Below are 14,675 nucleotides of genomic sequence, written 5' to 3' on the forward strand. Positions count from 1 at the left end.
GCGAAGCTTCGTCGGCAACAGGCGGGAACTAGCGCTCCCGCATGATCTCGTGCCGGTAACGCTGCAGGGGCGACAGGAGATAGCTCAGGATCGTGCGCGAACCGGTCCTGATCTCGACGGTCACTGCCATCCCCGGGGACAGATTGACGAGGCGGTCGTCCACCTGCATCTGGCTGCGATCGAGCGAGATGCGGGCGCTGTAGCTCAACTCCTGCCCGCTGGGCTCGCTGCTGTCGCGTTGCGTCCCAAGCGCACGGTCGCTCCCGCGCTCCTGGGGCCGGTCGCGGATGATGGCGTCCTGCGAGACGCTCACGACCCGGCCCGCGAGAAGGCCGTAGCGGGTGAAATTGAAAGTGTCGATCTTGATGGCGGCGCCCTGCCCGGCCTCGACAAATCCGATATCGCGGTTGGAGATCATCGCCTCGATCTCGAGCCGCGTATCGGTCGGCACGATCACCAGCAGCGACTGCGCGGGCGTGACCACGCCGCCCACAGTGTGGATCGCGAGCTGCTGCACGATGCCGTCGACCGGCGACGTCAGTTGCTGAAGCCTCGTCCTCTGCTGCGCCTTGATCAGATCGCGTGCGACGCCATTGGCTTTCTGTTCGCTCTTGGCAAGCTCGTCGGAGAGACTTTTCCTGTACTCCGCCAAGGCCTGGATGCGGGTCTCCCGGATCGCGGCGACGGCCGCCTCGGCCTCCTTCAAGCGGCTGCTCTGGACGCGAAGCTCCTCCTGCTGCTCGATCTGGAGCTGGAGGGTCTCATAGTAGGTCAGCTTCGAGCCGATCTCCTTCTCCATCAGCGTCTTGCGAATCTCGACACGCTGCTGGGTGACCGGCAGCAACGCATCAAGCTTGTGAATCGTCGCCGCAATCGTCTGATGTTCGGCCTCCTTCTGCGCTTCCTGACGCGCCAGCGCCGCGAGCTTGGCCCTGTTCTCGCTGATCTGATTGGCGAGGAGCTGCCGTTGCGTCGCGACCAGCATGGGATCAGCGTCCTCTGGTACGACGAGATCGGCGGACACCCCTTCGCCGCCCGCCAATGCGGCGCGGAGGCGCGCGACGTTGAGCCGCTCGGCCATGAGATCGTCGTGCAGACGATCGCGCTCTGCAGCGTTCACGGTCGGATCGAGCTCGATCAGCAGGTCGCCCGATTTGACCGATTGACCGTCCTGCACGTGAATGGCGCGCACCACGCCGGTCTCGAACGGCTGGACCACCTTGCTTCGCCCGCTCGACACGACCTTGCCGGTCGCGGAGGCCACGATGTCGATCGTGCCCCAGGCCGACCAGGCCAGCGCCGCGCAGACGAGCAGCATCAGAGCCAGGGCGATGGCGCGGCCGATCGGCGACGGCGGTGTTTCCGTGATTTCCAGCGCCGCCGGCAGGAAGGCGACTTCCTCGGCGCGCCGGCCCTTTCCATTCCGGAACGGGATCACGGTCTGCTCCGGACGAGCGGCCGGCACAGTGTTAGCCGACCTCATAAATGCCTCCCTGGAGACGATGCAGGGCGGCGTAGCGGCCGCCGGTCTTGATCAGCGCATCATGCGTGCCGTCCTCGACCAGACGGCCGCGTTCCAGGGTGAAGATGCGATCGGCGCCGCGGACGGTGGACAAACGGTGCGCGATGATCAGGACGGTGCGGCCTTTCGCGATCTCCTTCATGTTGTCATGGATGATCCGCTCGCTTTCATAGTCGAGTGCGCTGGTGGCTTCGTCGAAGATCAGGATCCGGGGATTGCCCACCAGCGCACGGGCGATCGCGATGCGCTGGCGCTGCCCGCCCGAGAGCGTCGAGCCGCGCTCGCCCACCATCGTATCGTAGCCCTCGGGGAGCTCCAGAATGAAATCATGAGCGCCCGCCAGCTTCGCCGCGTCGATGATGCGGTCCATCGGCAGGCTTGGATCGGCCAGCGCGATGTTGTCGCGCACCGACCGGTTGAACAGCATGTTGTCCTGGAGCACGATTCCGATCTGCCGACGGAGCCCGGCCGGGTCGGTCGTCATCAGATCCATTCCGTCGACCAGCACGCGGCCGCCTTGCGGAACGTAGAGCCGCTGCACCAGCTTGGCGAAGGTGCTTTTGCCCGAGCCGGACGATCCGACAATGCCGACGGTTTGTCCGGCTGGAATGTCGAATGAGACATCGTGCAGGATCTCCGGCCCATCGGGCCGGTAGCGGAAAGAGACGTGCTCGAAGCGGATGTTGCCCCGGATCGGCGGCAGCCCTGCGCGGGCGGCGGAGTACGCCGGCTCCGCCGCGCTGTTGAGGATGTCGCCGAGCCGCGCGATCGACAGCCGCGCCTGATGAAAATCCTGCCAGACCTGCGCGAGCCGCAGTACCGGGGCCGACACCCGGCCCGCGAAGATGTTGAAGGCCACGAGCTCGCCGACCGTCAATGCGTCACCGATCACCAGCCTGGCTCCGACATAGAGAATGGCGGCAGTGACGACCTTACTGACGAGCTGCACCAGCTGGGTTGCCGTGTTGCCGAGGCTGGTGACACCGAAGCTCGCCGAGACATAACCGGCGAGCTGCTCTTCCCAGCGACGCTGCATCTGCGGCTCGACCGCCATCGCCTTCAGCGTTTCGATGCCGCTGACGCTCTCGACCAGGAAGGCCTGGTTCTCGGCGCCACGGCGGAATTTCTCGTCCAGCCTGCGGCGAAACAGCGGCGTCGCCACGGCCGAGATCGCGATGTAAAACGGGAACGACGCGAGCACGATGAAGCTCATCTGCGCCGAATAGGCGAACATCACCGCGAGGAACACCGAGGTGAAGACCAGGTCGATGAGAAGCGTCAGTGACGAGCTGGTGATGAAATTGCGGATGTTCTCGAGCTCACGAACCCGCGCCACGGAATCGCCGACGCGCCTGGCCTGAAACCAGGCCATCGGCAGCGCCAGCAGATGGTGGAACAGGCGTGCCCCGAGCTCGACGTCAATGCGGTTGGTCGTGTGCGCAAACAGGTAATTGCGCAGGATCCCGAGTACGGTGTCGAACAGGGAGACGACGACGAGGCCGATGACGAGGACGTCGAGCGTGGACAGCGAGCGGTGCACCAGCACCTTGTCGATTACGACCTGGAAGAACAGCGGCGAGACCAGCGCAAAAAGCTGGAGGAAGAACGAAGCCGCCAGCACCTCTCCCAGCAGCCGCCGGTATTTGCCGATCGCGCCGATGAACCAGGTGATATCGAAGTGCCGGCCGAGGTCGGACAGGCCGGCGCGCCGGACCATCAGGATCAAGCCGCCGTCCCAGATCGCGCACAGCTCGTCGCGATCCATCAGCACCGGGCGCTGCGCCTCCGGGGACTGCACCAGCACCTTGTCGGCGGAGGCCTTTGCGATGACCATGAAGCCGCCGTCCCGCAGCATTGCGATCGCAGGCAGCGGGGTGTCCGACAGACGGCTCCACTGCGTTCGGTAGGTTCGCGCTTTAAGTCCGAGAGACCTGGCGCAGCGGACGATATCCGCTGCGCCGAAACTTGCCGCGCCGAGCCGGTGCCTGAGCTGCTCGCGATCGGCCGCAACGCCTTGCAGATGCAGCAGCGTCAGCAAGGCATCGAGCCCCGTATCGGCGGAGACCGCGTTGGTCGTCATGAGCGTTCTCCAGGCCGCAGCCGCCAGCTTCAGGCGTGCTGGGGCGGTGCGAGCACCTGGCTCTGCGCCGCGTGCGGATCGGGCAGCGGCATCTCGCCATTGCCCTCACCTGCCGGGACGAAGCTCGCCGCCATAGCCTGGTTGAGCAGCATCGCGGCCGCGAACGCTCCGCCCTGGATGACGACGTTGTTGCCGGTGCCGCCGTCCAGGATGTCGAGGCCGCCCCCGCCGATCAGCACGTCATCACCGGCACCACCCGCCAGCGTGTCGTTGCCGGGGCTGCCGATCAGCACGTCGTCGCCGTTGCCGCCATTGGCAACGAGCTGGATGCCGCCGTGCAAGCCGGAAGCCGTGATGACGTCATCGCCATCGAGACCGTTGATGACGATCCTGTCGCCCGCGCCGGCATCGGTGATGTTGATGTCCTGGCCAAGCCCCGACACCGTGATAATGCCGTCGTGCTCGGTCACCGTGATGACGTCGTTGCCGCCAGTTGCGTTGATGGTCACGGTATCCGCGGCGCCGTCATTGGCGCCGAGATCGAGGTCGATCTGGCTCACGCCGGTGCCGGAGAGGTCGCCGACGGTAATGTTGTCGGCACCGCCGAGAGCATTGAAGTCGACATGCTCGACCCCGTTCAGGTCCATCGCAATGGCGGCGACATCTCGCGTGAACAGCACGCGGCCGCCATTGGCCGAAATGTTGATGTTCTCGCTGATATTGGCGCCGTTGAATGCCAGCGTGTCGGTGCCCTTGCCGCCTTCGACGGTATCGCTGCCGTCGCCGGGATTCCAGACGAAGGTGTCGTCCCCCGCACCGAGATTGGCGAAATCGTTGCCGCGTCCGCCGTTCACAATGTCATTGCCGGCACTGCCGGTGATGGTGTCGTTGCCGTCACCGCCGTTGATGTTGAGGCTGAACGACTGTCCCGCCTTGATGGAAGACGCATTGATGACGTCATTGCCTTGTCCGCCGTTGATGCCGAGCACATCACCGGCGTCCGCGTGTGCAATCGTCACCTGCGCAGCGAGGCCGTTGACCACGATCGATCCGCCGGAGGTCACAACCGATATGTTGTCGTCACCGGTCGTGCCGTTCGCGGTCACGCGGTCCGCCGCTCCATCGCCGCTCTGGCTGCCGGGGCCGGCACTGAGGTCGATGGCAACCTGCGTGATTCCTGTCCCAGTCAGATCGTTGACGGTGATGTTGTCGGCGCCGCCTGCTGCCGCGATCTGCACGTGCTCGACGCCAGCGAGGTCCATGACGATAGCACCGACGTCACGGGTGAGTAGCGCACGGCTTCCGTTCGCCGAGATCGACATGGTCTCGGCCACATTGGCGCCGTTGAACGACAGCGTATCGGTTCCCGTGCCGCCTTCGACAGTGTCGCTGCCGTCACCGGGATTCCACGTGAAGATGTCGTCGCCTGCGCCGAGAAGCGCGACGTCATTGCCGCGGCCGCCGATGACCTTGTCGTTGCCGTCGCCGCCGATCAGGGCGTCCGCGCCCTGGCTGCCGGTGATGGTGTCGTTGCCCGCCCCGCCGTCGATGGTCAGCCCGATCGCCGAGCCGAGCGTGGATGCATCGATCACGTCGTTACCGCCGAGCGCCTGCATGACCAGCCGGTCGTTGCCGGCCTCTGCGTTTGCGATTGTCACGACCTCTGGCAGCCCCGTGACCGTGACCGTTGTGCCTGTGGCTGTGACCTCGATGTGCTGATTGCCGTTGCTGCCGTTGACGGTCACCGTATCAGCTGCGCCGTCGCCTTGCGTCCCTCCCGGAACGGCTCCGAGATCAACCAGCACCTGCTTGACGCCGGTCCCGGTGAGATCACCGACGGTGATATTATCGGCGCCGCCGCGCGCATCGAATTCGATCTGCTCGACGCTGTTGAGATCCATCGTGATGTTGGCGACGTCGCGGGTGAAGCGCACCCGGCCGCCATTGGCCGAGATGTTGATGGTCTCGTTGATGTTGGCGCCATTGAAAAGCAGCTTGTCGCTGCCCGAGCCGCCCTCGACCGTGTCGGTGCCGTCACCGGGATTCCAGATGAAAGTGTCGTCGCCACTCCCGAGCTGGGCGACGTCGTTGCCGCGTCCGCCATTGACGATATCGTCGCCGCTGCCGCCGATGATGAGGTCGTTGCCGTCACCACCGATGATCCTGTCGTTGCCAGCGCCGCCATCGAGCGTCAGCGAGATCAGGCTGCCGAGCCCGTTGCCCGCGGTGATGGCATCGTCGCCGCCGCCACCGTGCAGGACGAGATTTTCCGTCGTGCCGATATCGAGCGAGAATGGCGCCGCGCCCGCCCCGTCGAGCCGCACGCGGGTGCCGTTCGCCGTGATCGTGAACGTCTCGGCGCCGTTGCTTCCGTTGACCTGAGCCGTATCGTTGCCCTCACCACCCTCGAACAGGTTGGTGCCGCCGCCGGGATTCCAGATCATGACGTCGTCGCCGGCCTCGCCGAACAGCTGGTTGTCGCCGCTGCCGCCGTCCAGCACGTCGTTACCCGCTCCGCCGAACAGCAGATCGTTGCCGCCGCCGCCCTTGATCAAATCGTTGCCGGCCTGACCAAACAGAAGATCGGCTCCCGAGCCGCCCGTGATCTTGTCATTGCCGTCGCCGCCGAAGACGTGCACCGCCGGCATCGGTCCGTGGCATTCGTCGACGGCGATCGTGTCGTCACCGCCCTGACCGAAGATGTCGATCGCGGTGGTGTTGTCGACCGTGGGTTCGCCACCAACCGTTTTCACGTGCCCGTTATTGACCAGGATGCGGCCGGACTTGTCGCGACTTATCACGAGGCCGTTATTCGCGCTGTCGCCGAAAATGGTGAGCTGCCCCGTAACCGGGGAAAACACAGAGGTAATGGACATCCAAATGATCCTTCCGACCTAGCCCCTCCCTTCGACGCGTAGCATTCGCGCACAAGACATTCTTGAACCGTTGCTTGAGACGCGCGTGATTATTCTGGAGATTTCCTCCAGTTTTCCTTCGGGGCAGTTTCCGACAGGGGATGCGAAGGCTTGCTCATCACGAACCGCCTAATCACGGATCACGCGTAACGCCCCCGTGATTTTCAAGGCGCGCGGAAGAACGCAGCTCGAGGCAATGAAGGCCCTTTGGGCGAAGGTCGGCATCCGCGATGTCGAAACTCGCGAACAATATCGCCGGCGAGCGCGAACGGGAGAGATCACGATTCACGCCTCTGCCATCGCAATAGGGATGCAAAGCCGCTTGACGATGGGGACGAGCGTGCGCGGCTGATCGCATCGACAGCCGCAACCAGCTTCAGGGCAAAAGGCCGACCCGTGTTACGCCGACTTCTTCTTCGGCTTTGGCTTGGTCGCCTTCGGCATGACCGGAGCTTCCGGTGTGCCCTCGATCGAGGACAGGCGGCCGGCCGTGAAGGTGTAGATGCCGGCACGCGGACCGGTCGTCCAGGTCACGACCGCAACGCGCCTGCCGGCGGCATCACCGGAGAGGTTGACGCTCGAGGGCGTGCCGATGCCGCGCACCACGTCGCATTCGGTGTGGCCGAGCGCGACGGTGCCGCCCATCGGAGCCGGCGCGGTCGTCGACGCATTCGCATCGGCTGGCCCGGGCGGCGGCGCCATGCCGGCACAAGCCCCGTCGGCACTGACCAGATCCTCGGCCCCAACCGGCTTGTCGGGGGTCAGCGGCGGCGACTCAATCGAGATGCTTTTGATGAACAGGCGGCTGGGCGTGTTGAACCACTGGGCATCCCTGGACAACAGATCGGTCCCGCCCGAACAGCCCGCGACCAGCGGGGCTACGGCCGCCAACGCAATTATGAGCGAGCTGGGAAGCTTTTGATGTCGCACGATAAACTAAATTCCCCGAGTGAAGGATCGGCCCTAAGCAATTGTAGCAACATCACTTTGCGGCACGAAGGTGACAAAAGCCATCATCACCCGAAAAGTGCAAATTATCATTAATTGCGAGCGACCGCTAATTCCGCTTCTGCCACCGGCCCCGCTCGTCAGCCTGCCAATAGGTGACATCAAATCCCCGCGCCTTGCAATCCGTCCAGGCGCTGCGGGCGAACGCAAGCGCGTCCGGATCGTCGCCATCGAACAGCAGCACCATGCGCTCATAGCCCTGCGCGTCCTGCGGCAGCGCGGCGTTGTCGACGAGGAAGCGGACATTGGCACCGTTCGGATTGTCCTCCTCGACCGCCAGCACGATCGGCTGATCGGCGACGTCGCTGACCCGCCATGTCGCGTGCGGCAGGAAGGAATCGTCGCGATAGGTCCACAAATGGGCGTCGAGCGTATCGGCGCGCTCCGGCGACGTCGACTGCACCACGACGCGCCAGCCGCGCTCGAGCGATTTCTCGAGAAGCGGCGGCAACACGTTCTCTACCGTCATGTTTTGCAAATGGTAGAACAGGACTTCAGTCATCTCGGGTCATTTGAACTCGTAGTGGTCGGCGACCAGACGGTCGAGCAAGCGAACGCCATAGCCGCTTCCCCAGCTGTGGTTGATGTCGGTCTTCGGCGCCCCCATGGCGGTCCCGGCGATGTCGAGATGCGCCCAGGGCGTGCCGTCCACGAAGCGCTGGAGGAACTGCGCCGCGGTGATCGAGCCGCCATGGCGGCCGCCGGTGTTCTTCATGTCGGCGAACTGGGAATCGATCAGCTTGTCGTATTCGGGGCCAAGCGGCAGGCGCCAGACCTTCTCGCCGCTCTCGATGCCGGCCGCCAGCAGCCGCTCGGCAAGCTCGTCATTGTTGGAGAACATGCCGGCATGCTCGGTGCCGAGCGCGACCACGATAGCGCCGGTCAATGTCGCCAGATCCACCATGAATTTCGGCTTGGTTTTCTTGGCGACGTACCAGAGCACGTCGGCAAGCACCAGGCGGCCTTCCGCGTCAGTGTTGATGATCTCGATGGTCTGCCCCGACATCGAGGTGACGATGTCGCCCGGGCGCTGCGCGTTGCCGTCCGGCATGTTCTCGACGAGGCCGATGGCGCCGACGACGTTGACCTTGGCCTTGCGTGCCGCCAGCGCATGCATCAGGCCGACGACGCAGGCCGCGCCGCCCATGTCGCCCTTCATGTCCTCCATGCTGCCGGCCGGCTTGATCGAAATGCCGCCGGTGTCGAAGCAGACGCCCTTGCCGACGAAGGCAACCGGCGCCTCACCCTTCTTGCCGCCGTCCCAACGCATGATCACGGTGCGGCTCGGCCGCGCCGAGCCCTGGCCGACGCCGAGCAGCGCGCCCATGCCGAGCTTGTCCATCGCCTTGACGTCGAGCACCTCGATCCTGACGCCGAGTTTTCGGAGGAGGCCTGCGCGGCGTGCGAACTCCTCAGGGAAAAGCACGTTCGGCGGCTCGTTGACCAGATCGCGCGCAATGATCACGCCGTCCACGATCGCAGCGGCCGATGCAAACGCCTTCTTCGCGGCGACGACATCGCCGACCGCAAACGAGACGTCGGCGCGCGTGCCGCCCTCCTCGCCGTCCTTCTTCTTGGTCTTGTAGCGGTCGAACTTGTAGGTGCGCAGCCGCAGCCCCGAGGCGATCGCGACCGCCTGCTCGCTCGTCATGGCGCCATTGGGCAGTTCCGCCATGACGGTCATGGCCGCCGCCCCGGCCGGAAGCTTGCTCGCCGCCACGCCGCCGAATTTGAGGAAGTCGTTGGCCTTCAGGCCGGCCGCCTTGCCGGCGCCGATCACGATCAGGCGGGTGGCCTTCACGCCCTCGGGTGCAAGGATGTCGAGCGCAGCACCGCTTTTGCCCTTGAAGGCGGCGGCGGCCGCCGCCCGCTTCACGAGTTCGGTGGCGCCGCCGAGCGCCTTGGCGGTCGCCGGGCCGAGCTTCAGAGCGTCGTCGCAGAACACGACCATAATGCCACGGACGGCGGCAGACAATGGAACGAAGCCGACCTTGATGGCATCGGACATGAGTAACTCCTCAAAAACATTGCGTTTTTTACCGATCGGCGGTCCCGGCCACGGGCCGGAGCTGAACGGCGATTCACTGCGCGTGCCGCACTATGGGCCACCGGCCCGGCAGATGCCAAGCACCCCCCGTGGCCGAGGGGCCACAACGAGGGAAATATTAACCATATATTGAGGGTGCCACGGGGCAGCCATTTTGTTGACGGATCAAAGGGATGGTACTGAGAGAGTAAGCCGGCGGATGAGATGGTTGACCGACCTTGGGGATCCCCTTGTGGGGATTGGTTGGACAGCCGGAATTCCGGCCGGCATTGGGGACTTGGTGGGATTCGTGCGGTAGCGCATGGGGTCAATCGATAGGTATATCTTCCGCACGACGCTCGCGTCGTTTGCGCTGGTCTTGGTCAGCCTCACGGGCGTGATCTGGATTACGCAAGCGTTGCGCGGCATCGACCTGATGACGAGCCAGGGTCAGACCATCCTGACCTTCCTCGGTATCACCAGCCTCGTCGTGCCCGCGCTGGTCCTGATCATCTCGCCGATCGCGCTGATGATCGCGATCTCGCATACGCTGAACAAGCTCGCGACCGATTCCGAGATCATCGTGATGAATGCCGCTGGCTTCTCGCCGTTCCGGCTGTTCTATCCGTTCTTCTACGCCACCTGCGTCGTGGCGCTGCTGGTCGCCTTCATCGCGGCCTATCTCGCTCCCGACGGCATGCGGCGGATCAAGCAGTGGGACGCCGAGATCACCGCCGACGTGCTCACCAACATCCTGCAGCCCGGCCGCTTCGCCCAGCTCGACAAGAACCTGACGATCCGGATTCGCGAACGCCAGCCCGGCGGCATCCTCGCCGGCATCTTCATCGACGACCGCCGCGATCCGAACGAGCGGGTCTCGATCGTCGCCGAGCACGGCGAAGTCGTGAAGAACGACAACGGATCGTTCCTGGTGCTGGAGACCGGCAATCTCCAGCGCTTCGAGGCCGGCAAGCGCGATCCCGCGCTGGTGGCGTTCGGCCGCTACGGCTTCGACATGTCGAAGTTCTCGGGCCAGGGCCGCGATGTCACGCTCGGCATCCGCGAGCGTTATCTCTGGGAGCTGCTCTCGCCGTCCGAGGACGACCCTGTCTACAAGCAGATTCCCGGCCAGTTTCGCTCGGCCCTGCATGACAGCCTGCTGGCGCCGATCTATCCCTTCGCCTTTGCCGTGCTGACCTTCGCGTTTCTCGGCGCGCCTCGCACCACGCGCCAGAGCCGCAATTTCTCGATCGGCTCCTCGATCCTCGCCGTGTTCGGCCTGCGCATGGCCGGCTTCGCCTGCTCGGTGATGGCGGTGAAATCGCCGGGCGCGGTGCTGGTCCAATATGCGATGGTCATCGGTGCCATCGGCCTCGGGCTGGCGATCATCGTTGGCGGCCTCGTGGTCGAGCCGCCGCCGCGCCTCATGGAGGCCATCAACAGGTCGAACGCGCGCATCGCGCGGCTGTTCCGACGGCCGGCCACTGCATGAGCATGCTCACCAACACACTCGGGCGCTATTTCGCCGGCCGTTTCGTGGTCGCGGCGCTCGGCGTGTTCGCCAGCATTTTCCTGTTGCTGGTGCTGGTCGATTACATCGAGATGGTGCGCAAGACCTCGGGGCTCGCATCCGCCTCCGCGGTCATGGTGGCCGAGACCTCGCTGTTTCGCGTGCCGCAGCTGTTGGAGAAGCTGACGCCGTTCTGCATGCTGATCGGTGCCATGACCTGCTATCTCGCCCTCTCCCGCCGGCTCGAGCTCGTGGTCGCGCGCGCCGCCGGCGTCTCCGCATGGCAATTCATCTCGCCGGCGCTCGGCAGCGCGCTGCTGATCGGCGTGATCGCCACCGTCGCCTACAATCCGATGTCGGCAAATCTGCGCGAGCTCTCCAAGCGCATGGAAGCCGAGCTGTTCGGCTCGGCACCCGGCGGCGGCATTCAGGACGCCTCCGGCTTCTGGCTCAATCAGGTCACCAATGACGGCCAGACCATCATCAACGCAGCGCGCAGCGAGCAGCAGGGCCTCCGGCTCACTGGGCTCACCCTGTTCCGGTTTGACACAGAGCAGCACTTCAAGGAGCGGGTCGAGGCGCGCGAGGCGACGCTCGAGGCCGGCCGTTGGCTGTTCAAGGGCGTCCGCCGCTTCTCGCTGGATTCGCCGCCGGTCGATCAGGCCAGCCTCGAGATTCCGACGACGCTGACCGAGGCGCAGGTCCGCAACAGCTTTTCCACACCCGAGACTGTGTCCTTTTGGCAACTACCGAGCTACATCCGCTCGTCCGAAAGCTCGGGCTTCGCGACAGCCGGATACCGACTCCAGTATCAGAAGCTTCTGGCACAGCCGTTTTTGCTTGCCGCCATGGTGATGCTCGCGGCTTCCGTGTCGTTGCGCTTCTTCCGGATGGGCGGCGTGCAGAAGATGGTTTTGAGTGGCGTGGGCGCAGGCTTTCTGCTCTACGTTCTGTCGAAAGTGACTGAAGATTTGAGCAAGGCTGAGTTGATGCATCCGATCGCTGCGGCGTGGTTGCCCGTGGTGGTGGGCGGCCTCACCGGCTTTTTGGCCTTGCTGTATCAGGAGGACGGATAGTGACGGCCGTCCACCGCGGGCCCGTGTCTCGTTTGACGCGGCGCACATTGGTGCGCGCGAACGGGTGTGGCTCGTCCATTCGCAGGTTCCTGCTTGCTGTCGCTGCCGTGGTATCGCTCGGTGGCGTGGTGGACGTTGCCGCCGTTGCGCCGGCCTCCGCCCAGAGTTTCACCTACAATCCGCTGCCGCCGCGTGCGAAGCCGCCGAAGGCCGTCAACGACAACCAGATGCTGGTTCAGGCGACCGAGGTCGACTACGACTACAACAATTCGCGCGTCTCCGCGGTCGGTAACGTCCAGCTGTTCTACAACGGCACCAGCGTCGAGGCCGACAAGGTCATCTACGACCAGAAGACCAAGCGGCTCCATGCCGAAGGCAACATCCGCATGACGGATGCCGACGGCAAGATCACCTATGCGGAGATCCTGGACCTGTCCGACGACTACCGTGACGGTTTCGTCGATTCGCTGCGCGTCGATACGGCCGACCAGACCCGCATGGCGGCGAGCCGCTCCGATCGCTCCAGCGGCAACTACACGGTGTTCGAGAACGGCGTCTACACGGCCTGCGCGCCGTGCAAGGACGATCCGAAGAAGCCGCCGCTATGGCAGGTCAAGGGTGCGCGCATCATCCACGACCAGCAGGAGAAGATGCTGTATTTCGAGACGGCGCAGCTCGAATTCTTCGGCGTGCCCATCGCCTATATGCCCTATTTCTCGACGCCCGACCCGACCGTGAAGCGCAAGACCGGCTTCCTGATGCCGGGCTTCACGTCGAATACGCCGTTCGGCTACGGCGTTGAGGTTCCGTTCTACTGGGCGATCGCGCCCGACATGGACGCGACCTTCAGCCCGCGCATCACGTCCAAGCAGGGCGTGCTGTTCCAGGCCGAATTCCGCCAGCGCCTGATGGACGGCGCCTATCAGATCCGCGTCTACGGCATCGACCAGCTCGATCGGAGCGCGCTCGCCGGCCAGCCCGGCGACAAGCAATTCCGCGGCGCCGTCGACACCAAGGGTCAGTTCGCGCTGAACGACAAATGGGTCTGGGGTTGGGACGGCGTCCTGATGTCCGACTATTATTTCTTCTCGGACTATCGGTTGTCGCAATATCGCGATCCGCTGGGCTCGTTCCTGTATCTGCCGACGGATGCGCTCTCGCAGCTTTACCTGACCGGCGTCGGCAATCGCAGCTTCTTCGACGCGCGCACGATGTACTGGCTGAGCTACTCGGGCAACCAGAGCCAGGTGCCGGTCGTCTACCCCGTGATCGACTATTCGAACGTGCTGAACTATCCGGTCTTCGGCGGTGAGTTCAGCTACAAGACCAATTTCGTGAACCTGTCGCGTGACACTGCGGTGTTCGATCCGATCACGACGCTCGCCAACACCAACAGCCTGTGCACGACGGCATCGGCCGATCCGCTCGCGCGCACGCCGTCGCAGTGCCTGATGCGCGGCTTCCCGGGCACCTACACCCGCCTGACGGCCGAAGCGCAATGGCGCAAATCCTTCACCGATCCGTTCGGTGAAATCTGGACGCCGTTCGCCATTCTCCGCGCCGATGCGATCAACTCCTCGGTCTCCAACCAGCCGGGCGTGTCGAACTATCTTCCTGTCGGCGACACCCAGGCGTTCCGCCTGATGCCCACCGTGGGCCTCGAATACCGCTATCCCTTCATCAACGTTCAGCCCTGGGGCTCGACCACCATCGAGCCGATCGCGCAGATCATCATTCGGCCGAACGAGACCTATGCCGGCAAGCTCCCGAACGAGGACGCGCAGAGCATGGTGTTCGACGCCTCGAACCTGTTCAGCGTCGACAAGTTCTCCGGCTACGACCGTGTCGAGGGCGGCGGCCGCGCCAATGTCGGCGTGCAGTCCACCACGCAGTTCGACAGGGGCGGCGCCATCAAGACGCTGTTCGGCCAGTCCTACCAGCTGTTCGGCATGAACTCCTTCGCGGTCCAGGACTCCATCAACACCGGCGTGGATTCCGGCCTGCAAAGGCCGCGCTCCGACTATGTGGCGAGCGCCGCCTATTCGCCCAACAGCACCTATACGTTCAGCGTTCGCTCGCGCATGGACGAGCAGACCTGGAACGTCCAGCGCTTCGAGGCGGAAGGCCGCGCCAACTTCAACCGCTGGTCCGTCAGCATGCTGTACGGCAATTACGCGGCGCAGCCGGAACTCGGCTATCTGACCCGCCGCGAGGGCATCCTGACGTCGGGCTCGATCAAGGTCGCGGCCAACTGGGTGGTCACGGGCTCGGCGCGCTGGGACCTGGAGGCCAACAAGATCAACCAGTATGTGCTCGGTGCCGGCTACGTCGACGATTGTTTTGTGCTCGGCTTGAACTATGTAACAGCGTATAGCTATTCCGCAGGCGCGACGCCGCCCGTGCTGAACCACGCGATCATGTTCCAGATCGGCCTGCGCACGCTGGCGAACACAGCGACGACCAGCAGTTCCGGCAGCGGTCTCCAGTGATTGGTTTGAAGGTGCCGGCCGCGTGTTCCCGATCGCAGGTTCACCGCGG

At 64.5% G+C, this 14,675-nt stretch carries 9 protein-coding genes; 3 read left to right on the top strand and 6 right to left on the bottom strand.

Annotation, left to right across the window (positions count from 1 at the left end):
• Positions 1-28: 28 nt before the first annotated feature.
• The 6 genes from IVA75_RS22895 to IVA75_RS22920 form a co-directional block, all read right to left on the bottom strand.
• Positions 29-1,483, bottom strand: coding sequence for an HlyD family type I secretion periplasmic adaptor subunit (locus IVA75_RS22895; protein WP_247286386.1), 1,455 nt, complete (start codon positions 1,481-1,483; stop codon positions 29-31).
• Positions 1,470-3,602: a type I secretion system permease/ATPase gene (locus IVA75_RS22900; protein ID WP_247286387.1), complete on the bottom strand. Its 2,133-nt coding sequence runs from the start codon at positions 3,600-3,602 to the stop codon at positions 1,470-1,472. The genes IVA75_RS22895 and IVA75_RS22900 overlap by 14 nt, the downstream gene beginning before the upstream one ends.
• Positions 3,603-3,631: 29 nt before the next feature.
• A complete protein-coding gene (locus IVA75_RS22905) occupies positions 3,632-6,478 on the bottom strand; it encodes a calcium-binding protein (RefSeq protein ID WP_247286388.1) in 2,847 nt (948 codons plus the stop codon).
• A gap of 438 nt (positions 6,479-6,916) precedes the next feature.
• On the bottom strand, positions 6,917-7,408 hold the full coding sequence (locus tag IVA75_RS22910) for a hypothetical protein (RefSeq protein WP_247286389.1): 492 nt from the start codon (positions 7,406-7,408) through the stop codon (positions 6,917-6,919).
• A 166-nt stretch (positions 7,409-7,574) separates the two neighbouring features.
• A complete protein-coding gene (locus IVA75_RS22915) occupies positions 7,575-8,027 on the bottom strand; it encodes a DNA polymerase III subunit chi (RefSeq protein ID WP_247286390.1) in 453 nt (150 codons plus the stop codon).
• A 6-nt stretch (positions 8,028-8,033) separates the two neighbouring features.
• A complete protein-coding gene (locus IVA75_RS22920; protein WP_247286391.1) occupies positions 8,034-9,533 on the bottom strand; it encodes a leucyl aminopeptidase in 1,500 nt (499 codons plus the stop codon).
• Positions 9,534-9,873: 340 nt separating this feature from the next.
• Between IVA75_RS22920 and lptF the strand changes: the two genes are divergently transcribed.
• From lptF to IVA75_RS22935, 3 genes are read left to right on the top strand one after another with little or no spacing between them, the layout of a single operon-like run.
• Entirely contained in the window at positions 9,874-11,043 is a 1,170-nt protein-coding gene (gene lptF, locus IVA75_RS22925) for an LPS export ABC transporter permease LptF (RefSeq protein WP_247286392.1), read from the top strand.
• Complete coding sequence (lptG, locus tag IVA75_RS22930) at positions 11,040-12,137, top strand: LPS export ABC transporter permease LptG (RefSeq protein WP_247286394.1); 1,098 nt, start codon at positions 11,040-11,042, stop codon at positions 12,135-12,137. Before lptF ends, lptG begins: the two co-directional genes overlap by 4 nt.
• Positions 12,137-14,626: an LPS-assembly protein LptD gene (locus IVA75_RS22935; RefSeq protein ID WP_247286396.1), complete on the top strand. Its 2,490-nt coding sequence runs from the start codon at positions 12,137-12,139 to the stop codon at positions 14,624-14,626. The genes lptG and IVA75_RS22935 overlap by 1 nt, the downstream gene beginning before the upstream one ends.
• Positions 14,627-14,675 lie beyond the last annotated feature (49 nt).

The organism is Bradyrhizobium sp. 134, assembly GCF_023074155.1.
GTDB lineage: Bacteria > Pseudomonadota > Alphaproteobacteria > Rhizobiales > Xanthobacteraceae > Bradyrhizobium.

Excerpts from the sequence above, each read along its gene's own strand:
- IVA75_RS22900 (WP_247286387.1), bottom strand. The coding sequence starts at position 3,602 with ATGACGACCAACGCGGTCTCCGCCGATACGGGGCTCGATGCCTTGCTG.
- IVA75_RS22915 (WP_247286390.1), bottom strand. The coding sequence starts at position 8,027 with ATGACTGAAGTCCTGTTCTACCATTTGCAAAACATGACGGTAGAGAAC.
- IVA75_RS22895 (WP_247286386.1), bottom strand. The coding sequence starts at position 1,483 with ATGAGGTCGGCTAACACTGTGCCGGCCGCTCGTCCGGAGCAGACCGTG.
- lptG (WP_247286394.1), top strand. The coding sequence starts at position 11,040 with ATGAGCATGCTCACCAACACACTCGGGCGCTATTTCGCCGGCCGTTTC.
- IVA75_RS22920 (WP_247286391.1), bottom strand. The coding sequence starts at position 9,533 with ATGTCCGATGCCATCAAGGTCGGCTTCGTTCCATTGTCTGCCGCCGTC.
- lptF (WP_247286392.1), top strand. The coding sequence starts at position 9,874 with ATGGGGTCAATCGATAGGTATATCTTCCGCACGACGCTCGCGTCGTTT.
- IVA75_RS22905 (WP_247286388.1), bottom strand. The coding sequence starts at position 6,478 with ATGTCCATTACCTCTGTGTTTTCCCCGGTTACGGGGCAGCTCACCATT.